27 protein-coding genes are annotated in these 26,152 nt (G+C 60.6%); 8 read left to right on the top strand and 19 right to left on the bottom strand.

Annotation, left to right across the window (positions count from 1 at the left end; all coding sequences use genetic code 11):
* Positions 1 to 94 precede the first annotated feature (94 nt).
* Positions 95 to 1,654 carry a uracil-xanthine permease family protein gene (locus V5N12_RS08425; RefSeq protein WP_332898714.1) on the top strand — a complete coding sequence of 520 codons (1,560 nt, stop codon included), beginning with the start codon at positions 95 to 97 and terminating at the stop codon, positions 1,652 to 1,654.
* A gap of 6 nt (positions 1,655 to 1,660) precedes the next feature.
* Here the strand turns inward: V5N12_RS08425 and V5N12_RS08420 are convergent, their stop codons facing one another.
* From V5N12_RS08420 to V5N12_RS08405, 4 genes are read right to left on the bottom strand one after another with little or no spacing between them, the layout of a single operon-like run.
* Positions 1,661 to 2,221: a thioredoxin family protein gene (locus tag V5N12_RS08420; protein ID WP_332898713.1), complete on the bottom strand. Its 561-nt coding sequence runs from the start codon at positions 2,219 to 2,221 to the stop codon at positions 1,661 to 1,663.
* 43 nt (positions 2,222 to 2,264) lie between these two features.
* Complete coding sequence (locus tag V5N12_RS08415) at positions 2,265 to 2,717, bottom strand: hypothetical protein (RefSeq protein WP_332898712.1); 453 nt, start codon at positions 2,715 to 2,717, stop codon at positions 2,265 to 2,267.
* A gap of 38 nt (positions 2,718 to 2,755) precedes the next feature.
* Positions 2,756 to 3,172 carry an EamA family transporter gene (locus tag V5N12_RS08410; RefSeq protein WP_332898711.1) on the bottom strand — a complete coding sequence of 139 codons (417 nt, stop codon included), beginning with the start codon at positions 3,170 to 3,172 and terminating at the stop codon, positions 2,756 to 2,758.
* 35 nt (positions 3,173 to 3,207) lie between these two features.
* Positions 3,208 to 4,461, bottom strand: coding sequence for an MFS transporter (locus tag V5N12_RS08405; protein ID WP_332898710.1), 1,254 nt, complete (start codon positions 4,459 to 4,461; stop codon positions 3,208 to 3,210).
* Between the two features lie 91 nt (positions 4,462 to 4,552).
* On the opposite strand from V5N12_RS08405, the gene V5N12_RS08400 reads away from it, so the two are divergent.
* Positions 4,553 to 5,368 carry a carbon-nitrogen hydrolase family protein gene (locus V5N12_RS08400; protein ID WP_332898709.1) on the top strand — a complete coding sequence of 272 codons (816 nt, stop codon included), beginning with the start codon at positions 4,553 to 4,555 and terminating at the stop codon, positions 5,366 to 5,368.
* Positions 5,369 to 5,374: 6 nt separating this feature from the next.
* On the opposite strand, the gene gcvH is transcribed toward V5N12_RS08400, so the two are convergent.
* The 3 genes from gcvH to V5N12_RS08385 are packed head-to-tail and all read right to left on the bottom strand — an operon-like array spanning position 5,375 to position 8,036.
* Positions 5,375 to 5,755, bottom strand: coding sequence for a glycine cleavage system protein GcvH (gene gcvH / locus V5N12_RS08395; protein ID WP_332898708.1), 381 nt, complete (start codon positions 5,753 to 5,755; stop codon positions 5,375 to 5,377).
* Positions 5,756 to 5,757: 2 nt separating this feature from the next.
* Positions 5,758 to 6,840 (bottom strand): glycine cleavage system aminomethyltransferase GcvT, encoded by a 1,083-nt coding sequence (gene gcvT, locus V5N12_RS08390; RefSeq protein ID WP_332898707.1) that lies wholly within the window; start codon positions 6,838 to 6,840, stop codon positions 5,758 to 5,760.
* Positions 6,837 to 8,036, bottom strand: a complete 1,200-nt coding sequence (locus tag V5N12_RS08385; RefSeq protein ID WP_332898706.1) for an iron-containing alcohol dehydrogenase family protein — start codon at positions 8,034 to 8,036, stop codon at positions 6,837 to 6,839. Before V5N12_RS08385 ends, gcvT begins: the two co-directional genes overlap by 4 nt.
* A 223-nt stretch (positions 8,037 to 8,259) precedes the next feature.
* On the opposite strand from V5N12_RS08385, the gene V5N12_RS08380 reads away from it, so the two are divergent.
* A complete protein-coding gene (locus tag V5N12_RS08380) occupies positions 8,260 to 8,541 on the top strand; it encodes a hypothetical protein (protein WP_332898705.1) in 282 nt (93 codons plus the stop codon).
* On the opposite strand, the gene V5N12_RS08375 is transcribed toward V5N12_RS08380, so the two are convergent.
* Positions 8,542 to 10,008 carry a M81 family metallopeptidase gene (locus tag V5N12_RS08375; RefSeq protein WP_332898704.1) on the bottom strand — a complete coding sequence of 489 codons (1,467 nt, stop codon included), beginning with the start codon at positions 10,006 to 10,008 and terminating at the stop codon, positions 8,542 to 8,544.
* Positions 10,005 to 11,453: an aldehyde dehydrogenase family protein gene (locus V5N12_RS08370; RefSeq protein WP_332898703.1), complete on the bottom strand. Its 1,449-nt coding sequence runs from the start codon at positions 11,451 to 11,453 to the stop codon at positions 10,005 to 10,007. Before V5N12_RS08370 ends, V5N12_RS08375 begins: the two co-directional genes overlap by 4 nt.
* Before the next feature lie 183 nt (positions 11,454 to 11,636).
* On the opposite strand from V5N12_RS08370, the gene V5N12_RS08365 reads away from it, so the two are divergent.
* Positions 11,637 to 12,974 carry a glutamine synthetase family protein gene (locus tag V5N12_RS08365; RefSeq protein ID WP_332898702.1) on the top strand — a complete coding sequence of 446 codons (1,338 nt, stop codon included), beginning with the start codon at positions 11,637 to 11,639 and terminating at the stop codon, positions 12,972 to 12,974.
* On the opposite strand, the gene V5N12_RS08360 is transcribed toward V5N12_RS08365, so the two are convergent.
* The 8 genes from V5N12_RS08360 to V5N12_RS08325 form a co-directional block, all read right to left on the bottom strand.
* Entirely contained in the window at positions 12,971 to 13,669 is a 699-nt protein-coding gene (locus V5N12_RS08360; RefSeq protein WP_332898701.1) for a helix-turn-helix domain-containing protein, read from the bottom strand. The two genes, V5N12_RS08365 and V5N12_RS08360, sit on opposite strands and share 4 nt — an antisense overlap.
* 127 nt (positions 13,670 to 13,796) lie before the next feature.
* A complete protein-coding gene (locus V5N12_RS08355) occupies positions 13,797 to 14,624 on the bottom strand; it encodes an ABC transporter permease (protein WP_332898700.1) in 828 nt (275 codons plus the stop codon).
* A 3-nt stretch (positions 14,625 to 14,627) separates the two neighbouring features.
* On the bottom strand, positions 14,628 to 15,554 hold the full coding sequence (locus V5N12_RS08350; protein WP_332898699.1) for an ABC transporter permease: 927 nt from the start codon (positions 15,552 to 15,554) through the stop codon (positions 14,628 to 14,630).
* A gap of 2 nt (positions 15,555 to 15,556) precedes the next feature.
* Positions 15,557 to 16,621: an ABC transporter ATP-binding protein gene (locus V5N12_RS08345; protein WP_332898698.1), complete on the bottom strand. Its 1,065-nt coding sequence runs from the start codon at positions 16,619 to 16,621 to the stop codon at positions 15,557 to 15,559.
* A gap of 28 nt (positions 16,622 to 16,649) precedes the next feature.
* Positions 16,650 to 17,873 (bottom strand): ABC transporter substrate-binding protein, encoded by a 1,224-nt coding sequence (locus tag V5N12_RS08340; protein ID WP_332898697.1) that lies wholly within the window; start codon positions 17,871 to 17,873, stop codon positions 16,650 to 16,652.
* Between the two features lie 224 nt (positions 17,874 to 18,097).
* Positions 18,098 to 19,318 carry a threonine ammonia-lyase gene (gene ilvA, locus V5N12_RS08335; protein ID WP_332898696.1) on the bottom strand — a complete coding sequence of 407 codons (1,221 nt, stop codon included), beginning with the start codon at positions 19,316 to 19,318 and terminating at the stop codon, positions 18,098 to 18,100.
* Positions 19,319 to 19,415: 97 nt separating this feature from the next.
* A complete protein-coding gene (locus V5N12_RS08330; RefSeq protein ID WP_332898695.1) occupies positions 19,416 to 19,964 on the bottom strand; it encodes a DUF1684 domain-containing protein in 549 nt (182 codons plus the stop codon).
* 90 nt (positions 19,965 to 20,054) lie between these two features.
* Positions 20,055 to 21,638, bottom strand: a complete 1,584-nt coding sequence (locus V5N12_RS08325; RefSeq protein ID WP_332898694.1) for a S8 family peptidase — start codon at positions 21,636 to 21,638, stop codon at positions 20,055 to 20,057.
* A gap of 136 nt (positions 21,639 to 21,774) precedes the next feature.
* On the opposite strand from V5N12_RS08325, the gene V5N12_RS08320 reads away from it, so the two are divergent.
* Both V5N12_RS08320 and V5N12_RS08315 read left to right on the top strand, forming a co-directional pair.
* Positions 21,775 to 22,323, top strand: a complete 549-nt coding sequence (locus V5N12_RS08320; RefSeq protein ID WP_332898693.1) for an NADPH-dependent FMN reductase — start codon at positions 21,775 to 21,777, stop codon at positions 22,321 to 22,323.
* A gap of 54 nt (positions 22,324 to 22,377) precedes the next feature.
* On the top strand, positions 22,378 to 22,899 hold the full coding sequence (locus V5N12_RS08315; RefSeq protein WP_332898692.1) for a GrpB family protein: 522 nt from the start codon (positions 22,378 to 22,380) through the stop codon (positions 22,897 to 22,899).
* 3 nt (positions 22,900 to 22,902) lie between these two features.
* On the opposite strand, the gene V5N12_RS08310 is transcribed toward V5N12_RS08315, so the two are convergent.
* Positions 22,903 to 23,511, bottom strand: a complete 609-nt coding sequence (locus V5N12_RS08310; protein ID WP_332898691.1) for an SAM-dependent methyltransferase — start codon at positions 23,509 to 23,511, stop codon at positions 22,903 to 22,905.
* Positions 23,512 to 23,648: 137 nt separating this feature from the next.
* Between V5N12_RS08310 and V5N12_RS08305 the strand changes: the two genes are divergently transcribed.
* A complete protein-coding gene (locus tag V5N12_RS08305; RefSeq protein WP_332898690.1) occupies positions 23,649 to 24,137 on the top strand; it encodes an Lrp/AsnC family transcriptional regulator in 489 nt (162 codons plus the stop codon).
* Positions 24,134 to 25,273 (top strand): pyridoxal phosphate-dependent aminotransferase, encoded by a 1,140-nt coding sequence (locus V5N12_RS08300; RefSeq protein ID WP_332898689.1) that lies wholly within the window; start codon positions 24,134 to 24,136, stop codon positions 25,271 to 25,273. The genes V5N12_RS08305 and V5N12_RS08300 overlap by 4 nt, the downstream gene beginning before the upstream one ends.
* 213 nt (positions 25,274 to 25,486) lie before the next feature.
* Here the strand turns inward: V5N12_RS08300 and V5N12_RS08295 are convergent, their stop codons facing one another.
* Complete coding sequence (locus V5N12_RS08295; RefSeq protein ID WP_332898688.1) at positions 25,487 to 26,137, bottom strand: HAD family hydrolase; 651 nt, start codon at positions 26,135 to 26,137, stop codon at positions 25,487 to 25,489.
* Positions 26,138 to 26,152 lie beyond the last annotated feature (15 nt).

The following is a 26,152-nucleotide window of genomic DNA, read 5'->3' as shown; positions in this document are numbered from 1 at the left end:
ACCGCAGTGTTGTGGTTTCGATGTGTTTATGACAATCCCCTACAGGATGGTGGATAGATGCACGAAATGGTTGGACACGGACAGGAGTGCACCGATGGCAGATAACGAACCCCCTTCTGAGGCAGGTTTCGTCGAATACGGAATCGAGGAGAAACCACCGCTTGGCGAATCTGCCTTGCTCGGCCTTCAACACTACCTCACGATGGTCGGTGCGAACATCGCGGTGCCGCTCATTCTCGCCGGTGCGATGGGCATGCCCGCAGACGCCACCGCGCGGCTCGTCGGCACGTTTTTCGTGGTGTCCGGGATTGCAACGCTCGCACAGACGACGTTCGGAAATCGGTATCCAATCGTCCAAGGCGCGCCGTTTTCGATGCTCGCTCCGGCGCTCGCCATCATCGGCGTCGTCGGCAGTTTCCCCGGCAACCCCGGGTGGGAAGTGATGATTGTCCATCTCCAAGGCGCGATTATCGTCGCCGCGCTCGCTGAGGTCGCTATTGGCTACTTTGAGGTCGTTGGCAAACTCCGCCAGTTCCTCTCGCCGGTCGTCGTCGCCCCGACGATTGCGCTCATCGGCCTCTCGCTGTTCTCGGTTCCACAGGTCACGAGCGCGACCCAGAACTGGTGGCTGCTCGGGCTCACGCTGTTCCTCATCGTGCTGTTCAGCCAGTACCTGAAAGAGAGTAACAAGGTGTTCAAACTGTTCCCCGTCTTGCTCGCGATTGTCGTCGCCTACGTCGTGGCCGCCGTGCTGTCGGTGACCGGCTTCTACGCGCCCGGAACGCCCGGCTACGTGGACTTTTCGACAGTGACGAGTGCCCCAGCACTGCTCCCAATCTATCCATTCCAGTTCGGGATGCCGGTCATCGAAACCTCGTTCATCGTCGGGATGTTCGCAGGGGTCGTCGCCTCGATTGTCGAATCGTTCGGTGACTACCACGCCGTTGCCCGCCTTTCGGGCGTTGGTGCGCCCAGCGAGAAACGCATCAACCACGGCATCGGCATGGAGGGCCTGATGAACGTGTTCGCGGGCATCATGGGCGCGGGCGGTTCGACCTCCTACTCAGAGAACATCGGCGCAATCGGGCTCACCGGGGTCGCCTCCCGCTACGTCGTCCAAGTCGGCGCGGCCATCATGCTGGTGATTGGCTTTATCGGCTACTTCGGCCAGCTTATCGCCACCATCCCGAGCCCAATCATCGGCGGCCTGTTCATCGCCATGTTCGGCCAGATCGTGGCCGTTGGGCTCTCGAATCTCAAGTACGTTGACCTTGATTCCTCGCGCAACATCTTCGTCCTCGGGACGGCCATGTTCGCCGGGCTTGCGATTCCGGCCTACATGAACAACGTCGCGGCGGTCGACCCGAACATCGCCGGCCCGGAGATGCTCCGTATGGGCCTCGAAGGCGTCCCGCTTCTCGGCGTCGTGCTCGGCACGAAACTCGTCGCGGACACCCTGTTCGTCATCGGTGGCACGGGCATGGCAGTCGGCGGCCTCGTCGCCGTCGTTCTCGACAACACCATCCCTGGTTCGGACGACGAACGCGGTCTCACCGTCTGGCAAGCGATTGCCGAAGACGACGAGGACTTCCAGACGTTCTTCGAACGCCGGAGCGACGATGGCGCGAGCGGATCGCCAGAAAGCGCGGATTAAGAACAGTTAGTTTTTCCACTTGATCGAGCAACCCCGCGACGGGAGGAACCCTTTGTCTACGGCTTCGCCCGCGAGCACGGATTCGATTGCCTCGCGCATGTCGTGTTGGTTTGGCTCGTCATCGGGCGAGAGCGCGTCGTCGAGGCGGCCGTGCCATGCGAGTTCGAACGCGCCGTCTTCTTTGCGGAACAAGAACGGGTCTGGCGTACAGACCGCACCGTAGGCGCGGGCCACGTCTTGCGATTCGTCGTAGAGATAGGCGTCGTACTGGATGGTGCCGTTTTCGACGAGTTCCTGCATCTTCTCGAAGGAGTCTTCTGGATACTCGGCTGCGTCGTTCGGGCTGATGCCGACTACCGCCACGTCGTCGTAGTCCGCGGCGAGGTTGTTCAGCATCTCGAATTTCGCCTTCGCGTACGGACAGTGGTTGCACGTGAACACCACAAGCAGGGCGTCGTTGTCGGCAAACGAGTCGAGCGTGTATGTCTCGCCGTCGGTTCCCGGCAGCGAGAAGTCGGGTGCCTCGTCGCCAACGTCGAGTTCCTCTTCGGATTCGAGCAGTACCATGGCTACGCAAAGGGACTCAGGGGAAAAGTGTGTTCTGCCGAACTCAAAGCAAATATGTCGAGGCGCGTCTCCACCCGCGCACTAGGAGAATCGCGCCGATACAGGGGACGAGTATCAGCAGCATGTTTCCTTCAAAGCCCTGTGGCGATACGTCAGAAACAGACGTTGCGAGCACCCACGCCCAGTAGAAAGCGACGACGCCGACGAAAAAGAGCGACAGCCGAATCGCTGATTCGAGCACCATGTTGAGCGTGGGCTTCTGCGTGAACGCTGGCGGGGAGCGATTCCACGTCGAGAAGAGTACTGCACCGCCAACGAGTGAGATGGCCAATCCGTAGGGTCCGTTGGTTCCAGCACCATTTGCCATCCCGACAAAACCTGAAAGGTTCACCCAGAACAGGAAGGTGATGATGAACCCAACGACGAGTTGAAACGCCCGCTTGAACGAGAGAAACGTATAGTCCAACGAGTATGTCTCGCTATAGAGCGGATCCATAGCCGTGACAACTTGGCGAACTGATAAATTTTTTCTCCTTATTCGACCGTGACGAGATACACGGCAACGCCAGCGAGCAGGATGCCCGCGACTTTTCGAGCGGTCAGCGACTCCCCGAGAAGCAGGATACCGACGACCGAACTCGTGACCAGAAACATCCCAAAGAGCGGCACGACGACGCTCACCGGCCCAAGGGCGAGCGCCCGATAATAGGCGATGATGCCGACGGTGAGACACAATCCTGCGCCGACCATGTAGGTGGTGTTCGTGGTGGTGAGTGCCTCAAAAACGGGGTCATCGTTGTACAGCACGACGAGGAGCGCGCCGACGGCGAGCATTCCGTTCGTAATCATTGCAACGACGTCGCTCGAAAGGTTCTGGGAGGCGAGTTTCGTGAGCGGCGCGACGAGCGTATACGACCCGAGCGCAAGGAGCGCGTACCACACGTAATTCATACCATAATTCACCCACTGCGTAGTTAGGTGGTTGTCTAATCGGATGCAGTTAGTGTCGTGGTGCCGTGGGGCGAACTCGCCGCCCGAACCGCGGCCGTCAGCCCCACGGCGAGCGCGGCAAGTCCGGCGATGAGATAAAACGCCACGTCCACTCCCGCAATGTCGATGACGTAGCCGAACACGGGCGGGCCAATCGCGCCACCCGCGGAGATGCCGATGGTCATGAGCGCGAAGTTCTTGCCCACGTCTTTGCGCGCCGAGGCGCGGTCGGTGAGTTTCGCGCGGGCGGGCCGGCTCACGTCGATGGTACTTTCGAGGAGCAGGACAAACCCGAGCGCCAGCAAGACGGGCACCATCGACGAAGCGAGCACGGCGGCGAGCAGCGTGAGCGCGCCGTACCCCGCATAGAGGACGTACTCTGCGAGCGCGCGGTCTGAGAGCCACCCCCCGAGTAAGATGAACCCCGCGCCAATCGCGAGCATCGCAGAGGAGGCGAGACTGGCGTCGGCGCTCGCAAACCCGTAGCCCGACGAAAGCAGGGTCTGTGAATACGTGCGGATGCCCCACGCCGCGAGGGAGTTCACGAACCAGAGAATCGTGAGCAGAAGGATGAGTGGGGTCGTGAGCAGCGTCCGCAGTTCGTTCGCGAAGTTCGGCGTTGAGCCACTGGATTTCGTTTTAGGTGGGTGGGTCACGTCGCTGCTGACGTATCGCCAGAACGCGCCGAGACAGACCACGGCGTAGAGGCCACCGAACGCGGCGATTGCGAGGAAGGCTTCGCGCCACCCGCCACCGAGGCTGAGTACGAGCGGGACGAGCGCGAACGGCGCGGCCAGCCCGAGCACGCCGGTAAAGCCGTGGACGCTGTAAGCGCGTCCGCGTCTCGACTCGTCGGTGGCAGCAGCGAGTATCGGGTAGTGCGCGGGGTGGTGGCCCGCGACGCCGATACCGAGGACGACCATCGAGAGCAACAGCCACTCGTAGCTCTGGGCGGCGGCGGCGAGGGCGGCACCCACCGCGCCGAAGCCGAGCGAGATGGCGAGGACGAGCGTCCGGCTGTAGGTGTCGGAAACGTAGCCAAACGGGAGTTGGAACAGCGTCACCACACCGCCGAGGACGCCCACGGCGAGGCCGAGCTGGGCGGTCGAGGCGGAAAACGCCGGGCCGAGAAGCGCGAACGCGGGCGGCAGCAACATCAGGTACATATGGTTCACGAAGTGCGACCCGCCGATGAGAGAGACGACGAGCGCAGATTCGCGGCTGTCTGAGAGGGCAGTTCCGGTGGACACGACTTACCCTATCTCGTCGCTCGTTCGGCTTAGCCCTCCCGACTGCGACAACGGGGCGAACGATTTTGGGTTTTGGCGCGAAACGTCGGGTATGAGCCAGTTCACCGTCGCTGCCTGTCAACTCGACTCGACAGACGACAAACAGGACAACGTAGAGCGCGCGCTCTCGTTCGTCGACGAGGCCGCGAGCAAGGACGCAGACATCATCGCGTTCCCCGAGATGTTCCCGTACATCGGGTCGAAAGACGCCTACCCCGAGGTCGCAGAGGAGATTCCCGGGCCGACCACCGACCGCCTCGCCGCGCGCGCAGAAGACTACGGGATGTACATCCACGCAGGGAGCATGTTCGAACCCGCCCCGGACGGGCGGGTCTACAACACCACCGCGCTCATCAATCCCGACGGCGAGGTGGCGGCGACCTACCGCAAGGCCCACCTGTTCGACATCGACGTGCCCGGCGGCGTGACCTACGAAGAATCAGAGCGCGTCGCACCCGGCGACGAGGCCGTCGTCGCAGAAACTTCGCTTGCGAACTTCGGGCTCTCTATCTGCTACGACCTGCGCTTCCCCGAACTCTACAGCACCCTCGTGCGCAAGGGTGCAGAAGTCATCTTCGTCCCCGCGGCGTTCACGCTGTTCACTGGCAAAGACCATTGGGAGCCACTCCTCCGTGCGCGTGCCATCGAGAGCCAATGTTATGTCGTTGCACCCGGCCAGATTGGCGACAAGAAGGATTCAGCCCACACCTACGGCAAGACGATGGTCATCGACCCGTGGGGGAATGTCACCAGACAGGCGAGCGACCGGGAGGAGCTGATTACCGCACCGATTGACTTAGACTATCTCCAAGAAGTGCGCCGTGACCTCCCGTCGCTCCAACACAAGCGCGACGACGTGTATTTCTAACCCGCGTTAGGCGGTCTGTTCTTCGTACGCCTCGGGGCTGAGCAGCGCATCGAGCTCGCTTCTATCAGCGAGTGAGACGGTGATGAACCAGCCGTCTCCGTACGGGTCGTCGTTCACCAACTCGGGGGCGTTCGTCAAATCGTCGTTTACGGCTTCGACCGTCCCCGAGATGGGGGCATAGAGGTCTGAGACGGCTTTGATGGATTCGACGACGCCGAACTCGCTGTCTTTGGCAATCTCCTCGCCCTCGCTCGGGAGTTCGACGAACACGATGTCTCCGAGTTCGTCCTGGGCGAAATCCGTGATGCCGATAGTTGCGGTGCCGTTCTCGACGGCGACCCACTCGTGCGATGTTGCGTACTTCAGGTCGTCTGGAATGTCAAACATGGTTACTGGTGTCGTTGTAAGAATCGAGGCGTTTCGACGGTGGCGGGAATCGAACGCCCCCGAATGTCGATTTCGACGTCGGTGCCGGGTTCGGCCACGTCAGCGTCAACGTAGCCAATCCCGATTGGAAGGTCAAGCGTCGGACTCATCGTCCCGCTCGTGAGTTCCCCGACGTGCTCGTCTGCTTTGAGGACCGAACATCCTGCACGGGGCACACCCCGTCCGTCGAGTTCGATGCCGACCATCGACTGGTCGGGGTCTGCGTCTACGAGTGCGTCTCGGCCGACGAACTCGGTGTCGAGAGAAACGACGAACCCGAGGCCTGCTTCGAAGGGCGTCCGTGGTTCGATTTCGGGGTGGAAATCCTGTCCAGAGAGGAGCAGTCCGGCTTCGAGGCGTAAGGTGTCGCGCGCCCCGAGTCCACAGGGCTGTACTCCCTCGAAGGTGTTCCAGAGCGCCGCCGCATCGTCGGCGTCGAACACGATTTCGAAGCCGTCTTCGCCGGTGTAGCCCGTCCGCGCAACGTGGCACTCGACGCCGCCGATAGCGGTTTCGCAGACGGAAAAGCGGCCGAGTGCCGACACATCCGTGGACGCTTCTTCGTTCACGCGTTCGACGGCGTGTGGCCCCTGTACGGCGACCATGCCGGTCGACAGCGTGCGATTCTCGATGATGACCGAAAGGTTCCAACAGTCTGCATGGTCGCGCCATCGGGATTCCATCTCCTCGTCGTGACCCGCGTTCGGGATGAACAGGTACGTCTCGCCGTCGGGGAGCAGATAGACCACCGTGTCGTCTACGATGATGCCGTCTTCGCGGGTGATACAGGCGTACTGGGCGTCGCCGGCAGAAAGGTCGGCCACGTCGTTCGTCGTGAGCCGGTTCATGAGTTCCGTCGCGTCCGGCCCCGAGACGAACACCTCACCCATATGACTCACGTCGAAGATGCCGACTGCATTGCGGACGGCGTCGTGTTCATGGGTAATCGAGGTGTATTTGACGGGCATCGCCCAGCCGCCAAAGTCCGTCATTTTCGCGTCGTGCTCGCGGTGGATGGCCCCGAGTGGTGACTCACGCAGGCTCATTCGTCGAGAATGGTTTCGTATTCGAAGACGCCGTCGAACGCGCGTTCGAGGAGCCGTTCCATATCGTCTTGCGTCGTGATGCGCGGGTTCCCCGTAAGACTGCCATCCGAAAGCGCCTGCTCTGCGAGTTCGGGGATGGCTTCGCGCTTTGCGGCCGTCGCTTCGAGCGTTCGCGGAATCCGAACGTCGTCTGCGAGCTGTCGGGTGGCGCGCACGGCTTTGTACCCCTCTTTGCGCGCGGGTTCGTCCTCGTCGATGGACTCACCGAGCGCGTCCGCGATTTCGACCATCTTCTCTGGTACCTGCGGGAGGTTGAACTCCATCACGTACGGGAGGATAATCGCGTTTACGAGCCCGTGCGGGACGCCGAATTTACCGCCCACTTGGTGGGAGAGCGCGTGTACCGCGCCGAGTCCCGCCCCGTTGAACGCCATGCCCGCTTGAGTGCTGGCGCGCGCCATATTTGCGAGCGCGTCGTCGTCGCCACCGCGATATTCGACGGCACGAACCAGATTCGCGCCGACTTTCTCGATTGAATCGAGCGCGAGCGCGGAGGTCTGACTTTGGGCTTTTATAGAGACGTACGCCTCAACGGAGTGGGTGAGCACGTCCATCCCGGTCGCGGCTTTCACCGGCGGCGGCGCGCTTTTCGTCAGATCCGCGTCGATGAGCGCGAGGTCAGCGAGCAGTTTGACGTCGCCAATCTCCTCTTTGATGTTCGTCTCTGAGTCTTTCACGATACACCAGTGGCCAACTTCGCTCCCCGTGCCCGAGGTTGTCGGGATGTAGATGCTTGGTGGAGTGGGGTTCGGAACGTTTCCAGACCCCTCGAAGTCGAGTATGTGGCCATCGTTGGTCGTGAGGATGCTCGCGGCCTTCGCGGTGTCCATCGACGACCCGCCGCCGACGCCGAGCAAGAGGTCTGCGTCCGCATCGTCGTAGGCGTCTGCGGCCGCGTGAACGACGGTGTCTGTCGGGTCAGGTTCGACTCCATCGAAGATTTCGTACGTTTTGCCCGCCTCCGAAAGCGATTCGAGGATGGGCGCTAACACGCCCGCGTCTCTGACGCCGTTATCGGTGACGATGAGGACGGTGTCTGCACCGAATCGTTCGACATAATCGCCGGTCTGGGACGCCACACCCGCACCGAAGAGGACTCGGTTGGGGACGTTCCACATCTGAGATTGTTGAGTCATGATATGCTACGTGGATGGTGTGCCCGTCGAGCCAACGCCAACGACGCGGGCAATCACAGCCCACGGCAGTGTCTCGGAGCTGAACACACCGGTCATGCAACCTGTGTGTTGCTCTCTAGCGTGCAAGGTGGTTCTGCCACATACCTGCGGATGTTTAAATAGCTCCGTGCGTCGGTTTCCACCGGCCCGCCTAAGTATATTGCACGTAACATGCAAGTGAGGAATGGCGAAAATCACTGGACAAGACGAGTTCGAAGTCCGCTTTATCCGTACCCCCGAGCAGTATGCGATTGGGGTTCGGATAAAGGTGCACGACGGCGAGTGGTCAGACCAAGTATTGCTTACCGCTGGACAGGCAGACCAGTTCATCGATGCGCTCGAAACCGCGCGCGACCGGTCGCGGCGGGCGGCGATGCGCGAACTTGCCAAAGAAGAAGGTGCAGATGACGACGAACTCGAAGCGCTTCTCGACGAAGCGCTCCCCATCGAAGACGACGAGTTTTAATCAGCGATCGAGTGGGTACATGGGCCGCGAAACGTGCTCGTACGTGAACTGCGTGAGGTCTGGGTCTGCCATTCCCGGCGTCGCTACCTCTCGAATCTCGCCGACGAGCGGTTCGAAACCAGCGCGGTAGTGCACCGTACTTTTTACGACGAGCACAGCGCAGTCTTCCGGCGTGATACCTTGGCTTCGGAACCCCTCGGGGTCGTAGGGCTGCTGGCGGTGTGAGCCGACGATAACCGAGACGCCGTCTACGTCGAGGACGGCCGTTTTTCCGAAGCTCACCTGCAGCCCAGTGGACATCGGGCCGCGATTTCTGTACGTGCCGTCGGTGATGCGACGCACCGTTCCCGTCACCGAAAGCGGGTCGCCGTTTGCCTCTGTGTGGCCGCCGAGTTCGACTGCAACGTCGACTCCGACACCGGCTTCGACGGCCGCCTCCACTGCAGCCGGGTCGTACAGCATTGCGAGGGCGGCGTTCTCGACGTCCGCCGAGAGCAGGGCATCGAGGAGCACCGTGCCGTCCTCTGCGGCCCCGCCGCCGGGGTTGTCCGAAATGTCTGCGAGCAACAGCGGTTTTTCGCCTGTCCACTCCGCAGCTTCGCTGGCGGCGGCTTCGACCGACGTGTACGACCGGTCGAACTCGCTTCGCCGGTCCCACGCTTCGCTCGCGAGTTCTGCACAGACCGCTCGCGTCTTCTCCGCACACGCGGCGTCGGTGACGCCGACCACGCTGAATCCAGCCTCTGGCACGTCTGCGTAGGCGTAGCCGCCGAACACCGAAATGTCGGGCACGAGGGCGTGTTCGTGCTGCGAAGCCGAATCAAGGAGCGACCGCATCGGTTCGATGGCCGTCTGGAGCGGTGGCAGCGGCGGCAGCAACCGCTCTCGTTCTATGACCACGACCGGGTCGAGGTCGCCAGCGAGCGTGGCAGCCATGGCTTTTGCGGCTTCGACGCCGGTTTCCCCAATGTCGACGTGCGGGTATGTGTCGTAGCCGAACAGCCCATCTGCCAACTCGCCCATTCTGTCTGAGATGTTCGCGTGTAAGTCGAGCGTCCCCATCACCGGCACGTCGCCCGCCGCCTCGCGGACGCGTTCGAGGATGTAGCCGTCTCCGTCGGGGTGGCTCTCTGCGACCATCGCGCCGTGGAGGCCAAGCAACACTGCGTCCGGGTCTGCCTCCTCAATTCCCGAAACGAGCGAATCGAGGAAGGATGCGAGCGCCTCGTCGGTGACGATGCCACCGGGAGTGGCGTTCGCGGCGACGGTCGGGACGACCTCCCAGTCCTGTTCGTCCGCAACTTCGAGAAAGCCACCGAGGTCGGTGTTCGTGTCGGTGAACTCGGGGATGATTTCGTCGCCAAAGAACAGCGACGTGGCCGCGAACTCGTCGTAATCCGTCGTGAGCGACGAGAACGTGTGCGTCTCGTGTTTGATGCGCCCGACGACGACGGTTTCACCGCTCACAGGTAGGGGTCCTCCATCTCGTCGAACTCGACGACGACGCTGTTGACCGTGGTGAACGCTTCGACCCCTTCGAGACCGCCCTCTCTCCCGATGCCCGATTCTTTGTTCCCGCCCCACGGACTCTGTGGCATCGAGACGGGGAACGTGTTCACGGCGACGAGGCCGTGGTCTAAGTCGTCTGCGAGTTTCGTCGCCGCAAGCCGGTCCGTCCAGAGTGAGGCGGCGAGCGCGAACCGGGAGTCGTTCGCCACCTCGATGGCTTCAGCGGTCGAATCGACGGTGATAATCGAAAGCACTGGCCCGAAGATTTCCTCACACGCGACGGTCATGTCGTTCGTCACGCCGTCGATAATCGTCGGTTCGAGATAATGGCCGTCTGCGAGCGCAGGGTCGTCCGGGCGTTTTCCGCCAGCGATGACGGTTGCACCCTCCGCCTTTGCCCCTTCTACGTACGCGAGCATCTCTTCGAGTGCGCTCTCGGTGATGACCGGCCCCATGTCCGTCTCGGGGTCGGTTCCCGGCCCGAGGGTGATGCGTTCGGTCTTTTCTACGATGCGCGAGACCAACTCGTCGTGGAGCGATTCGTGCACCACGAGTCTGGAGGTGGCCACGCAGTTCTGTCCGTTGTTCGAGAAGATGCCCTGTACCACACCACGGGCGGCGTTTTCTACGTCGGCATCGTCGAGGACGATTGCGGGAGCCTTCCCGCCGAGTTCCACGTCCACGGGCGTGATGTGTTCTGCCGCCGACGACAGGACGTGCTGGCCCACGCCGACTGACCCGGTGAATGTGATTGCATCGACGTTTGCGTTCGACGCGAGTTCGTCGCCGACGTCGCTACCCGACCCGGGCACGACGTTCACGACGCCTGCTGGCGTCGCCTCGACGATGAGTTCACACACCCACATCGTCGCGAGCGGTGCCTGACTCGGCGGTTTGATGACGAGCGTGTTGCCGGTTGCGAGGGCGGCGGCGATGCTCCGCGTGCCGAGCAACAGCGGGTAGTTCCACGGGACGATGTGGGCCGTGACGCCGTAGGGAACCCGCTTCGTGTAGTTGAACCGGTGGTCGGGCGTCGGAACGGTGTCGCCTCTCACCTTGTCGGTGACGCCCGCGTAGAATCGGAACTGGGCGATTGTCTCACCGACTTCACCCTCGGCGGTGGCGAGTGGCTTGCCGGTCTCTTCTGCGAGGAGGTACGCGAGGTCGCCCGCGACCGCTTCGAGTTCATCTGCGACTTCGGTGAGCGCGGCTGTGCGCTCACTGGGTGGGGCGCTCGCCCACTCGTCTTTCGTCCGCGCTGCCGCGGCGATTGCCTCCCGGGCCTGCTCGCGCGTCCCTTTCGCGACGCTGCCGAGCGATTCGCCCGTGGCTGGATTCGTGACGGTGAGGCTCTCTCCTGCCTCTCGCCTGTCGCCGTCGATGAGCAGTTCGTATTCAACCATACGAGTGTGAACATCGGTGACACGCCTATCGGTTACTCCACCATGTTGGGACTCTTTATAACGGGTGTCAGCGCAGGTCAGGCGGGAAAACCGGCCGAGGGAGCGAGTGCAGTTATAATATATCGCAAGTCTGCGGGTCAAAGGCTATGGACTGTGGCATGCGTTGACTACACAGACGCTTAGATGAGTGTGCAACTTGATACAGCCGACATTGACTGGGTCAGACTGGTGTGGACAGATTTGAACGGTGTCGCCCGTGGGATTTCGCTGCCGAAAGCGGAGTACGAACACGCCACAGACGAGGGTGTCGGGTTTGCAAACGGGGTTGCGGAACTCACGCTCGAACCCGGGCTGCTCGACGACCCAAAGTACGGGCCCGAGTCCGGCGACATGATGGCGGTACCAGACGAAGATTCGTTGAAGCCCGTCTCGTGGGAGGAGAACACCGCGATGGTGTTCTCAGACCTCACGCGCGTCGATGGTGCGCAACTCGACCTCTGTTCGCGCGGCGTGCTCAAGAACGTCATCGCCGAACTCGAAGCAGAAGGGTACACGCCGCTCGCCGGAATCGAGACGGAGTTCTCGCTCATGGTCGAAACCGAAGACGGCCTCGAACCGTTCAACACCCGCTGTTCGTACGACATGGACGCCGTAGACCAGGCGCGCTCGCAGTTCGAAGACTGGCGCGAGGCGATGGCCGCCGCGGGCTACGAAGTCACCGGTGCACACCAAGAGTCCCAGCCCGGCCAGTACGAGGTCAACATCAAGTACGACGACCCACTCACGGCGGCGGACGGCGTCATGTTCTTTCGCCACATGCTGAAAGCCATCTCGCGTCGCCACGGCCTGAAAGCGACCATGATGCCCCGACCCTACTCGGGCGAGGACGCAAACGGGATGCACTTTCACCTCAGCCTGTGGGACAGCACCGTCGAGGAAAATCAGTTCGCCGCAGCCGAGAACAACCTCGACTTCCCGGCGGGCCAACACCCGGAAGAGGGAGCCGGGATTTCTGACGACGCGTGCTACTTCATCGGCGGGCTGCTCGACCACATGAAGGCGCTCACTGCCATCTGTGCGCCGACGGTCAACTCGTATAAGCGCCTCATCCCCGGCATCTGGGCACCCTCGTCGATTGCGTGGGGGCCAGACAACCGCTCGACCGTGCTCCGCATTCCACCGGAGCTCGGTAGCGCAAGCCGCATCGAACACCGGGTTCCCGACACCTCAATCAATCCGTATCTCGCCATGGCCGCCACGCTCGCGGCCGGGCTTGACGGCATCAAAAACGAGACCGACCCGGGCGAACCAACCACCAAGAACGCGTACAACGAAGACTACGAGACGCTTCCCCGGACGCTGTGGGGTGCGCTCCAGCACTTAGAACAAGACGAAGTGCTCCGCGAGGCGCTCGGCGACGACCTCGTTACCGAGTTCATCAAAATCAAGCGCGACGAGTTCGACCGCTACCAGAACCACGTCACGTCGTGGGAGCGCGACGAGTATTTAGACGAGTTCTAAGAGTTCGCTTCTTTCGTGAGCAGGGGTTTTACGGCTTTGAGAATTTTCGCCTCAGACCGGCGGAGATGCTCGCCAACCGTCGAGGTGTTCGCAGAGTCGAGTTCCGCGAGCTCCGCGAGTTTACACGCCCGCGGCGAGTCGTAGTAGCCCTCGTCGATGGCCCGACTCAACACCTCTCGCTGGCGAGGCGAGAGGTTCTGGACGGCTTGTTTGACCTCGGTCAACCCGGTCAGGAGGCGGTCGAGCTCCGGGGATTTGAGCGACTCGACTTCCACGGTTCCGAGGTCGCGCAACTCTTCGTGGGCTTTGCTCACGAGTTCGTGTGAGGAGGCGACGACGCTCCAGTGTTCCCAGCCGTTTTCAACCGTCGACGGCACAGTTGGAAAGCACTCGTTTCGCAAGAGGACGTTGAGCACCGGCTCTGTCTCCGTGTCGTAGTCACCGGAGAGGCTGACGAACGCCGTCTGCTGGTCGTCGTCGTAGTTGATGAGGTGGGCTGTGGTCATCACTTCGTGGTCGGAGAGCCACGCGACGAACGCGTCCGGGTCGGTGACGTTGGTCGCCTCGATCATCGTCACGCTCGTGCGTCCCAGTCGATAGGAGTAGATGATGGTCGCTTCGATGTCGGGAAATGTGACGTTGACCGCCTCCGTCCAGCACCCTCGATGTTTGATGCTAAAGGTGTATTCGAGCATGTGAGTCTAGGAATTGAATGCGCTTGGCTGGCACACCACATATATCTGCGGATTGTCTTTACTCCGTACTGGATTGACTGGACAGCGTGACTGTTTACGGTGTGAGAAAAAATGCTGAGAACGAGCGCTAGTCGCGGCTGAACGCTGCCTTGATTTTCTCGCCGCGCAGTTCGATGATGACGGCGATGACGAGCAACACCAGTGAGAGATAGAAAATCATCGACGCGAGCGCCGGGACGATGGGCGTAAACCCTTGGGTCATCCGGCCATGAATCCACGTCGTGACGGTGATGTCAGAGCCCTTCAGGTAAGAGACGATGTAGTAGTTGTTCCACGAGAGGACGAACGCGAAGATGGCACCTGACACGATTCCATCGGAGACGAGCGGCAAGATGACGTCTTTGTACAGCGTCACCGTGTCCGCCCCGAGGTCTCTTGCGGCTTCCTCTAAGTTCGGGTCGACGCTGAGCGCGGTGATGGAGACGACGAACATCACGATGGGTGAAATCCAGACGAGCTCCCCGATAATCGCCGGCAGCACGCCGTAGCCGAGGCCGGTCAGATTCGACCACATCGACATCCCCAGCCCAAGAAGGATGAGCGGGAAGAAGATGGGCAACAGCGCGAAGATTTTGAACAGCTCTTGGCCCGCGAACTCGTGGCGGGTGTAGGCAAGCGCGCCAGCCGTCCCGATGATGGTCGAGAGAATCGTCACCGGGATGGTTATTTTCGCCGTCGTCAACACCGCAGACTGCACGCTTGAGGAAGCGAGTGCCTTCGCGTACCAGTCGGTCGTAAACTCGTAGGGGAACGAGAAAATCTGGCCGTCGTAGAACGACGCGATGACGAGGCTGAACAGTGGCAACATGAAAAACAGCGCCACGAGTCCAACGTAGCCGTACCAGAGGCCGCCCCCGATGCGCGACGCGAGTGAGGTGGATTGGTCTGTACTCATTGGTTAGCTCCCCCGTGAGGCGATTTCACGCAGGTCGATTGTCCGCAGGATGACGATACCGGCGATGACCGTGATGATGAGCAGGCCAACCGCCTGTGCCGACCCGAGCGGCCAGTTCTGTGAGTAGCCAAACGAGTAGCTGATGTTGTTCGCAGCGGTGTAAATCGACCCACCACCGAGCAGCTGTGCCTCGACTTCGGCACCTAGGCTCAAGACGAACACGAACAGACACCCGATGATGATTCCCGGTTTACTCATCGGGAGCACGATGTCCCGAAACAGCATATACCGGCTCGCACCGAGGTCACGGGCTGCCTCGAACGTCTCGTCGGAGATGGCTCCGATGGAGAGGTAAATCGGGAACAGCATGAACGGCATGTAGACGTACGTCGTCCCGAGGATGATGGTCCACTCTTGATACAGCAGCGACGGCGTCGTAATCCCGAACAGGGCAAGCAGGCTCTGCAGGACGCCCTTTTTCACGAGAAACAGCACCCACCCGAACACGCGGATGTTGACGCTCGTGAACAGCGGCACGATGAGCGAGAGCAAGAACAGTAGCTTGAATCGCTTGATTTTTCGCGCGAGTGCGTAGGCCGCCGGATAGGAGAACACGAGCGTTGCGAGCGTCGTGGCGACGCTGATAAGCACGGTGTTCGACATCACCTCGCCGTAGACGCCCGTCCCATCGATGACGCCGCCGATAATCTCTGCGTAGTTTGCGAGCGTCCACGTCGCGGGATTGAGCGTCAGGTTGTTGCCCGGCATCACCGAGAACAACACGATGGAGAGAATGGGGCCGATGAACATGAACATCAACAGCACCGTGAGTGGAATCATGAACACCGTCGGCGGGCTGATGAGCGTACGCAGGATGCTCTCGTCGCGCTCACTGCCAAGCTGGTGCTGGAGTTTTTCTATCGTAGACATGGTCACTCCGGAACCGGGATTGCTTTCTCCGCCTCCCACTGGAGGATGGCAGTGTCGCCCATCTCGATGCCGAGTTGCTGGACGCGGTCGAAGCTCATCTCTGCGACGTACTCAGCGCCTGCGTCCATCGATTTGACCTCGATGAGTGCGGTGTTCCCCTTGATGAGTACGTTGGTGACTTTCACCTCAGTGCCCATGTCACGGGTGAGCGTCGGTTCGACGGCGCAGTCGTCGTGGCGAACGACGAGGTGCGTGAGGCGGTCGTCGCTCGACCCTTGGCGTGGCACCTCGGTCGAACCATCGAATTCTTCTCCGGTGACGAGTACCGTGTCCTCGCGCACCGTCGTGTCCACCTCGAACACGTTCGCGTCGCCCATGAACTCCGCGATGAACTTGTTGTTCGGGTTGCGGTAGATCTCCTCTGGCGGGCCGGTCTGGATGATGTTGCCGTCGTCGATGACGAACAGCTTGTCGCTCATGACGAGTGCGGATTCGAGTGAGTGGGTGACGTAGATGAACGTCATGTCGAGTTCGACGTTCAGGTCTGCCAACTCGCGTTGCAGACGCTTTTGGAGCACGTAATCGAGCGAGGCGAGCGGTTCGTCGAGCAGGAGGATGTCCGGGTCGTAGGCGAGCGACCGCGCGAGTGCAACCCGCTGTTTTTGCCCGCCGGAGAGTTCTGTTGCCTGCTTATCTGCGTACACGTCGGGTTCGAGGCGGACGAGCGAGAGCAGTTCCGCTACTTTGCCGTTCACCTCTCCGCCGCGGGCTTTGATGGGGAACTCGATGTTCTCTCGCACCGTCATGTGCGGGAACAACGCCCAGGACTGGAACACGAGGCTCGTCGGCCGTTCTTGTGGTTCGAGCGTCGTGATGTCTTGGTCGTCGAATTCGAGGGTTCCGGAGGTGGGGGTGAGGTGGCCGGCAATCATCCGAAGGAGCGTTGTCTTCCCACAGCCGGAGGGGCCGACGATGGTTGCGAACTCTCCGGACTCTATTTCGAAATCGACGTCCTCGACGGCGACGAGCGAGCCGTATTCCTTGCGTAGATTTGTCGCTTGTAACATGTGTGTGGTGTGTCGGGATGGAGGTGGCCTAGATGCGGGTCTTCGCTTCGCGCCAGATGGGTTCGAACTTGTCTAAGTCCGGGATGCCTTCGTAGAAGACACTCCGTTCGATGATGTCGCGAACGTCGTCAACCCGAAGCACCTTGCGCTGTTCGTCGCTGTAGTTCTCCCACGCCGTTTTGTGGGGCACGACGTTCGTCCCGCCCGAGCTTGGCCACGAGAGCTTGAGGGCGTTCTCGCCGTTCATCATGTAGGCCATGTAGTTGTCAGAGATGTCCGGCTGCTCGCCTTTCACGAAGGCAGTCGTTTCGACCCAGATGACGCTCCCTTCGTCCGGCACGACGGCTTCGAATTCGTAGTTGCCGTCGCGACGAAGCGTGCCGTTAATCCAGTTACCACTGATGAATCCAATGTCGATTTCACCGGCTTTGAGCGCCTGATTCATCGACGCGAAGTCAGGGAGCAGCGTGGTCGCGTTGTCGAACAGGTCGAACGTGGCCTGTTTGACCTTCTCGACTTCCTCTTCGGTGTGTTCTTTGAACGGGTCGATGCCCTCCCGGAGCATGATAATCTGGATGCCCCAGAACATCAGGTCGTAGACGCCGACGTTGTAGTCGCCCGACCACGCGGCGTCGTAGCTCTTGTAGTCGCTCTTTGCGACCGTGTCGGTGTTCACCGCGAACGACGCCCACCCGAAGCGCTGGGGGAGGCCGTAGAGTTTGCCGTCCGTGTCGAACGAGTAGTCGTCCTCGTTGAGGAAGGCGTATTTGTAGCCGTTTTCGCGCTTGAACAGGTCGATGTACTGGTCGAAGGTGTAGGGCTTCCACGACTCGTAGTCCATTGGCCGGATGAGGTCTGCCTCCGCGAGCCGGGGAATCCACGCCATGTCGAACGTCGCCTGGTGGAACTGCTGCCACTCACCCGATTTCAGGCGGTTGAACGCCTTCGGGTTCGACGTGAACAGGTCGATTTTCGTTTCGGCGTTGAATTTTTGCCGAAACGGCCCTTGGACGTTCTCTGCGTCGTAGCCCGTCCACGTCAGGTGGGCGAGGGTCTCTTTGTTGTTTTTCTCTTCCTCGGTTGGTTCGTACAACTGGGGGTGGGGTTCGGCTTCAATCATCGACAGCGGGTCACCGTCGCCGCCGCCACCGCCGCCGCCAAGACAGCCCGCAAGGCCGGACGCGGCGGTCGCACCCAGCGCACCAGTTGCTTTCAGCCATTCTCGTCTCGAAAATTCTAATTCATCTCTCATGGTTACTCGACCTCGGTTGCGTGCCGATAGTGTCAGTGTTGAGTAACATGTATGCTATCAGGTACCTCGGTCACGTCTGACAAGATTTTGGGCTGTAGACCAATACCATTCTGCCACATATGTGCGTCCGTTTATTATCCATCGCAGCCAGCCGCCGGTCTACTGCAGGGCTGTCTGTCGGTTTTTGCGGACTGTTCTGCGAGAAAGAACGCCGGGGTGAGCGGTTAGTTCATCCGCTCGACTTCGTAGCCTGCCTGCTCGATGGCCTTCCCGATTGACTTTGCGTGTTCGGTGCCGCTCGTGACGACTTGGAAGACGAGGTAGGCCTCGCCAACGCGCAGGTCGTCTACGGCGCGGTCGTGGCGCACGTCGCGGATGTTCGCCCCTTCGTCTGCGATGATACCCGAGATTTGGGTCATCTTGCCGGGTTGGTCGTCGATTTTCACGCGCAGGCGAAGCAGCTGGGCGCGTTCGGTGAGCGCGTGGGTCAACACCGTCTGGAGCATGGACATGTCGATGTTCCCGCCACAGAGCAGTGGGACGACGGTTTCGCCTTCTACGTCTAACTCGTCGCTCAGCAGTGCGGCGACCGACACGGCACCGGCCCCTTCGACCAACTGCTTTGCCCGCTCTAAGAGAATGAGAATCCCGCTCGAAATCTGGTCGTCAGAGACGGTGATGACCTCGTCTACGTGGCGTTCGATGAGGTCGTAGGTCAACTCAGAGATGCCGCCGGTCGCAATCCCGTCTGCAATCGTGTCCGGGTGGTCAATCGAGTGGGGGCTACCCTTGTCGAGGCTTTCTGGAACCGTCGCCGCCGCTTCGGCTTGGACGCCGACGACGTGAATCGAGGGGTCGAGTGTCTTGAGCGCCGTCGAGATGCCGCCAATCAGCCCCCCGCCGCCGATTGGGACGATGACCGTATCGACTTCCGGAAGGTCTGCGTGAATCTCTAAGCCAATCGTTCCCTGCCCGGCGACGATGTCCGGGTCGTCGTATGCGTGAACGAAGATGGTGTCTTCTGCCTCGGTCAGTGTTTTCGCGTACGCCATCGCCTCGGGGAAGTTGCTCCCGTGAAGTTCGACGTCGCCGCCGTAGTCGCGGGTCGCGTCGATTTTCGTCTGCGGGGCACTTTTCGGCATCACGATGGTCGAGTCAATGCCAACCGTCGTTGCGGCGAGGGCGACGCCCTGTGCGTGATTCCCGGCGCTTGCGGCGACGACGCGATTGACGCCACCTGCCGCCGCAACCTGCTTGAGCTTGTTGTACGCACCGCGCGTCTTGAACGACCCCGTGCGCTGGAGGTGTTCCATCTTGAGGTGGACATCAGCGCCGGACATTCGGCTCAGCGAACGACTCGTTTCGAGCGGTGTGTGGCGGACAACGGCCTCGTTGTCGAACCGTTTTCGCGCCGCCCGAATATCACTCAGTTCGATACTGACCATTGGTGCATAATACCCAATAAGGCCGTATAAACAGTTTCGCGTTCTTCGCCGGGAATTTATCAGTACGCCGGGTCGATTCGGGGCCGGTCGCTTCAGCTTATTCCCACTTCTCGCCCGCGGTGATAACCACGTCGAGCCAGTTGTCGCGCGGTGGCAACGGACACGTAAAGGCGTCTGAGTAGGCGCAAAACGGGTTAAACGCGAGGTTGAAATCGAGCGTGAGCACGTCGCCGTCTTCGACTTCGTGGTCGGTTTCGAACTCCATGTAGCGACCGTACTGGAACGTCTGTTGGCCCGTCGTCTTATCGCGGAACGGGACAAAGTACGGGCCGTCGCCTTGGCGGTAGGCGGCGAGGGTGAACTCGTCGTCGCGCACCTCGAAGGTGAGCGTGAGCGAGTGTTCGTACTCGACTTCGGGACCGGCCGTCGTTTCGAGCGAGACAGTGTCAGGGTCGTCGTGGACGGTTGCCGTCGCCTCGATTCGGTAGGCCGGGTCTGGAGGGAAGTACTGGAGGCCGTCGAACTGATCTCTGTTCTCAGGGGCGACCGGCGACTGTTTGTGCTCTCTGAAAAACTGGTCTTTGTCTTCGCGGTGGGTTTCGAGCTCCGTAGCCCACTGGTCTGCGTCGAACGCGGCGTCGCTCATTGGCGGGGTTATCAGACGCTCACGGGTAACGCTTACGTCTACAGCATCGGCGCTCGCGTGCGAGGAAAGAAAAGAAGTTGCAGCCGAGCCCTACTGCGTCTCGGTGATGGTCAGGTCGTAGCTCCCACTCCCGCTGTAGGAATCAACGAGGATGTGGAGGTCGGTCGAAACGTCCGGATTCGTGATGATGACCGCTTCCTCGCTGTTCGCGCTGTAGGAGTAGTAGTCGTAGGAGTACGTCGTCGGACAGGCACCCGTGCCGTCGCTCACGTAGAGGTCGAAGTCAGCGCTGCTTGGACCTGACAGCGTGATTTCGACCTCGCTCGGTGCCGAGTAGCTCCACGCGTACGACCAGCAGTCAGCATCAGAACTGCTCGACAGCGAGTCGTTCACCGTCGTCGTGTCGGTGTCACCACTGCCGCCACCGCCTGAGCCACCGTCTGCGGGGTCGGTCGTTACGGCGTTTCCGGCGTCAACGCGGCCACTGCCCTGCTGGTTCGAGGAGAGTCCCACGTCAACCGCCGTGTTCTTGAGGTGCGTCCGGAGTTCTGACGCAGAGACACTCCACTTTGCAAGCGTCAGCCCGGCAACCCCGGCGACAACGGGTGTCGCCATCGACGTGCCAGAAATCTTGTTGTAGCCGTCGTCGGTCCACGTCGAGAGGACATTCGTGCCGGGTGCGGCGAGTTCGAGGTTGCTCCCGTAGTTCGAGTACGAGGCGAGCGAGCCGTCGGGGTCGAGCGCAGAGACGGCGAGGCACTCGGCGTAGGCCGCCGGATACGACACGGAGCCTGCGCCGTCGTTCCCGGCTGCGGCGGCGATAAAGACACCCTGGGTGTTGTAGGCGTAAGAGATGGCGTCTTTCATCGTCTGCGTGTAGCCGCCGCCACCGAGCGAGAGGTTGATGACGTCTGCGCCGTTGTCCGCAGCCCAGACGATGGCGTCTGCGATGTCGGAGGTAGAGCCGGTGCCTTCCTCACTGAGAGCGCGAGCCGAGAGAATAGAGGAGTTGCCGATACCCGACACGCCTTCGCCGTTGTCCACCTCACCGGCGGCGATTCCGGCGACGTGTGTGCCGTGATACTCGTCTGCGAGCACGTCAGGGTACGGGTCTCCGTCGTTGTCCACGAAGTCAGAGCCGTAGTTCGACACGCTCGCGTCCATGTTCCCGTCTAAGTCGGGGTGGTCGTACTTGACCCCCTGGTCTACGACGGCGACGGTGATAGAAGAGCTGCCGAGCGTCGTGTCCCACGCCGTCGGCGCGTTGACCATCTGGTCTGCGTACTGGTCGCCATAACGCGTGTCGTTTGGCGTGTACTGCGCAGAGAGCGTCGCGTTGTCTTCTGCGTATTTGATGTACTCTTTCTTGCGAATGCGTTTCTTGAAATTCTCCTTTGCTTGGTCGCTCGCGTTGTCGTTGAACTTGACCGCGACGTAGCGAAGACACGAGCAGTCGTGGACTGCCGCCGCGTGTGCAGGAACGTGCTTTTCGACCGCTTCACGGTGGTCGGGTGCGCCGTTTGAGACGCCTACGAGAACCTCGTTTTCCTTTGGCCCGCGTCGTCGCCCGTTGTTTGGTCCCTGTGCAGCCACCTGCCCCACCGAAGCGAGAAGTGCCGCAGAACCGGTTGCTTTCAAAAATCTACGCCGTCCAAGAGGGAGTTTGTCACCCATGGTGCGACTTAACAACCTTGTGTTGGCATTATAAAATTTATTATAATATTGATTGAAATAAAATAATGTCCAATGGTGAACAGAATTGGTGCACAGAGTATGGCAGTTTTTCACTGCGAGTTGCCAAGGGTGACCAATGACGACCCCCACGATTGTCGCAATCTCGGGCAGTAGACGCCAACAAAGCTACACGAAACGCGCACTAAGACACGCACTCGACGCCGCAGCGGAGGCCGGGGCAGCGACCGACCTCATCGACCTCGGTGCTGCATCGCTCCCGCTCTATCACCCTGGCCACGACGAAAGCGAGGAACTCAGTGCGCTGCTCAAAACCGTTCGCGAGGCAGACGGCGTGCTCATCGGTTCGCCCGTGTACCACAGCTCCTACTCCTCTACGTTCAAGAACTTCCACGACTACTGTGGATTCGACGAATTTTCTGACACCGCCGTTGGCCTCCTCGCCGTCGCCGGTGGTCGCTCGTACGGCAGCACGCTCGACCACCTCAGAATCACGGTTCGGGGCGTCCACGGCTGGGTGATGCCCCACCAAGTCGGCATCCCGAGCGTTCGGAGCCAGTTTGACGACGACGGCATCGTCGATGACGCACTCGAAGCGCGCATCGAAAAGCTCGGTACCGAAATCGTCGAGTACGCGACGCGACTGCGGATGCCACTCGACGAATGACCGCCTCCAGTAACACTGCCTAGTAACAACGGGCAGTATTACCAGATGATCTCAATGAGCCAGACACCAATCATCCTCGACGACTACGACACAAACTGGCCCGCACAATTCGAGGCAGAAGCAACGAACATCAACGACGCCATCGGCGAGCGCATCGAACGAATCGAACACATCGGGAGCACGTCGATTCCGGGCATGCCCGCAAAACCAATCATCGATATGCTAGTCGGCGTGACCTCGCTCAAAGACGCAGACGCGTGCATCACCCCGCTCGAAGCACTCGGCTACGAGTACGTCCCGAAGTTCGAGGACGTGATGCCGAACCGTCGCTACTTTCGAAAATCAGAAGGCAAGACACGAACCCACCACCTGCACATGGTTGAGACTGGAAGCGAGTTCTGGACGCGCCATCTCGCCTTCCGCGATTATCTTCGAGAACACCCGGACGTCGCCGCCGAATACGCCGACCTGAAACGAGAGCTAGCGCGAGAACACCGACACGACATCGGCGCGTACACCGACGGCAAAGACGAGTTTATCCGTCGTGTCGAACGCGATGCGCTCGCCGAGAAGTAAGCCTCAATTTGCTTTCGTCACGACCGCGAGCAGGGCGTGGTGGTTGTACATCGCGGGGTCGGTCGTCTCGAACGTTGTCTCGCGGATTTCGTCTATTTTCCAGCCCTCCCCGAACGCCCGTCGAATGATGGCTTCGTTCGTACTTGGACCGATGCGGCCGTCGCGCTCGCTGAAGCCGAGCATGACGTAGCGACCACCGGGTTTGAGCGCCGTGTTGAGGCTTTCACCGTAGGCGACGGCAACTTCGGAGTTGAAGACGTGAAACAGGCCACAGTCCGTGATGGTGTCGAACTTCTCGCCGAGGGAGGCGAGGTCGAACGCGTCGTGGACTTCGAACCGAACCCGGTCGCTGAGTCCTCGATTCTTCGCTTTCTCCCGTGCTTTCGAAATCGCGTTTTCTGCCGCATCGACACCGAGGACGCTGTGACCGCGCTCGGCGTAGTGGAGGGCGTTTTCGCCCGTGCCACATCCCACGTCGAGAATTGCTCCGATAATCACGCCTGTTGCTTCTAATTCCACGAGCACCGGCTGCGGCCGTCCGATGTCCCACGGCGGCGTTCCGAGGTACGAGTCGTTGAAATCGAACTCCTCTTCAGAATCGTCACCGCTCACTTTAGACCACCACTCGTTGCATAGCAAGCTAGACGCAGAGAGCGTGCATAAGGAATGCCACAGCCATTCAATATCGCAACATTCAGTTTATTGCGCCGGTAGCAAGCCTTTTTGTGAGGCGTCTGTTCTCACGGAGTATGAGCACGCGAGATGAGCTTTTAGCGCTCCTACTCGAAAATGCCCGCTACTCGACTGAAGACTTAGCCCGGCAGACCGGCGCAGACACAGATGAAGTAGCAGCAGCAATCGAGGAATTGGAAGCGTCGGGTCTCATCCGCGGCTACCAAGCGGTCGTCGATTGGGACCGAGCCGACCAAGAGCGGATTCGGGCGCTCGTCGAGTTGAACGTCACGCTCGACCGCGAAACCGGCTACGACGACATCGCCGGCCGGCTCGTGAAGTTCCCGGCGGTGAAATCGCTGCGACTCGTGAGCGGCGACTACGATTTCGCGCTCGAAGTCGAAGGCGACTCGCTGCGGGAAGTCTCGAAATTCATCAGCGAGAAGGTGGCTCCCGTCCCCGAAATCACGCAGACGGTGACCCACTACATCATGGAGACCTACAAAGACCGCGGCCTTGAGATGGGCGACGGCCACGATGATGGCCGGCTCTCGTTTTCGCCATGAAAATCGCAGACCGCGTCCAGCAGATTCCACCGTCTGGCATCCGCAAGTTTTTCGAAATCGCAGAGGAGATGGACGACGTAATCTCCCTCGGAGTCGGTGAGCCAGACTTTACTGCTCCGTGGGCGGCCCGCGAAGCCGCAATCGACTCGCTCAAGGCGGGGAAAACGTCGTACACAGCCAATCGTGGGATGCGTGAACTGCGTGAGGAGATATCGAAACGGGTTTCGACGCAATACGACCTCAGCTACGACCCGGACGACGAAATTCTCGTCACCGCCGGGGCGAGCGAGGGCCTCGACGTGGCGTTTCGCGCGCTCGTCGACCCCGGCGACGTGGTCGCAATCGCCCAGCCGTCGTACATCTCCTACGTTCCGGGCGTCACTTTCGCAGGTGGCGAACCGCTACCCGTAGCCACCCGCGAGGAAGACGACTTCAAACTCACCACAGAGCTACTCTCCGCCCACGGTGTCGCAGACGCCGACATGCTGGTGCTTTGCTACCCGAACAACCCGACGGGAGCCATCATGACGGCAGAAGAGATGGCTGAAGTCGCAGACTTCGTCCGCGAACACGACCTCACAGTGCTCGCAGACGAGATTTACGCAGACCTCACCTACGGCGACGACCACACCTCCATCGCCACGTTCGAGGGACTGCGCGAGCGAACCGTCGTGTTCAACGGCTTCTCGAAAGCCTACGCGATGACCGGCCTGCGCCTTGGGTATGCGATGGCTCCGCCCCAAGTCATCAGCGCGATGAACCGCGTCCACCAATACACGATGCTTTCTGCGCCGACGACGGCACAGTACGCCGCGCTCGAAGCGCTTCGATCGTGTGATTCTGAGGTCGTCGAGATGCGAAAGCAGTACAACCGGCGTCGCCAGTTCGTTCTCTCTCGCTTTTCGGAGATGGGCATCGACTGCTTCGAGGCCAAAGGCGCGTTCTACGTCTTCCCCGAGTGCCCGTGGGACGACACCGATGCCTTCGCAGAGGCGCTGTTAGAAGAACAGGGCGTCGCGCTCGTCCCCGGTCACGTCTTCGGGGACAGCGGCGAAGGTCATCTCCGGGTGTCCTACGCGACGGGGCTGAACGAACTGCGCGAAGCGATGGCGCGAATCGAAGCGTTCCTCGGGTAAAGCACCCGTTTTCGACTGTTTTGTGGAGTGGAGCGGCTGCGCCGAAATAGTTTGATAAATTGTATATCGCGATATCAAACGTGTTGCTGTCGGTCATCCATGGACGGTTCGTTGAAGACTCATCTGCAACACTAGACCCTCATAGAGACGCGTGTGGAAGCATCAGCGACGGCTGGCGTCACAATAGAGCAGAGAACAGGGTAGAACGGACGGTTATGAGACGATTGTAGGAAGCGCTCTGAGACTGTCGATTTCGTAGGTCGGAGTTACATCAGCGTCAACAGACGCGTCCTCGCGCGCGAGCAACACCGAATCGATGCCTGCGTTTTCGGCGGCGGCAATGTCACAGGCACGGTCACCGATGTAGACGGCATTTTGCGTGCCAAGGTCTGCGAGGGCGGCGTTCAGGTAGTACGGATTCGGTTTTCTGCGGCTGAGCCCTTCGGGGGTGAACGGACAGCCGTAGACGGTGGAGAAGTACTCTTCGAGGCCGAAAAAACGGAGGATGTACGAGAGTACTTTCGGCGGGTTGTCGCTGACGAGACCAAACGGACGGTCGAGTTCGAACAGTGCCGTTACATCGTCATAGAGCGACCGAATCCCCTGTCTGAACTCGCGTTGTTGCTCAGATTCGATGTAGTCAGTCAGCTTCTGACAGAAGCGAATCGGTTGGATGTCGTACTGTGTTGCGAGCTGTCGGATTGTCTCGACGTTGTGTGCCCCAAGCTGGCGGAGGTCGTCCGGAGTTGGGCGGCGAAGGTCGAAGCTATGGAACGTTGCTTCTGCGACACGGCGAACGGTCGCTCGAGTCGGTGGTTCAACGAGCACCCCGTCGTTATCGAAGATGACGGCGTCATAGCCCATGGTTGCCGATTCTTT

Source organism: Haladaptatus sp. CMSO5 (assembly GCF_036689885.1).
Taxonomy (GTDB): domain Archaea; phylum Halobacteriota; class Halobacteria; order Halobacteriales; family Halococcaceae; genus QDMS2.
This window is presented reverse-complemented; position numbering and strand designations above follow the sequence as displayed.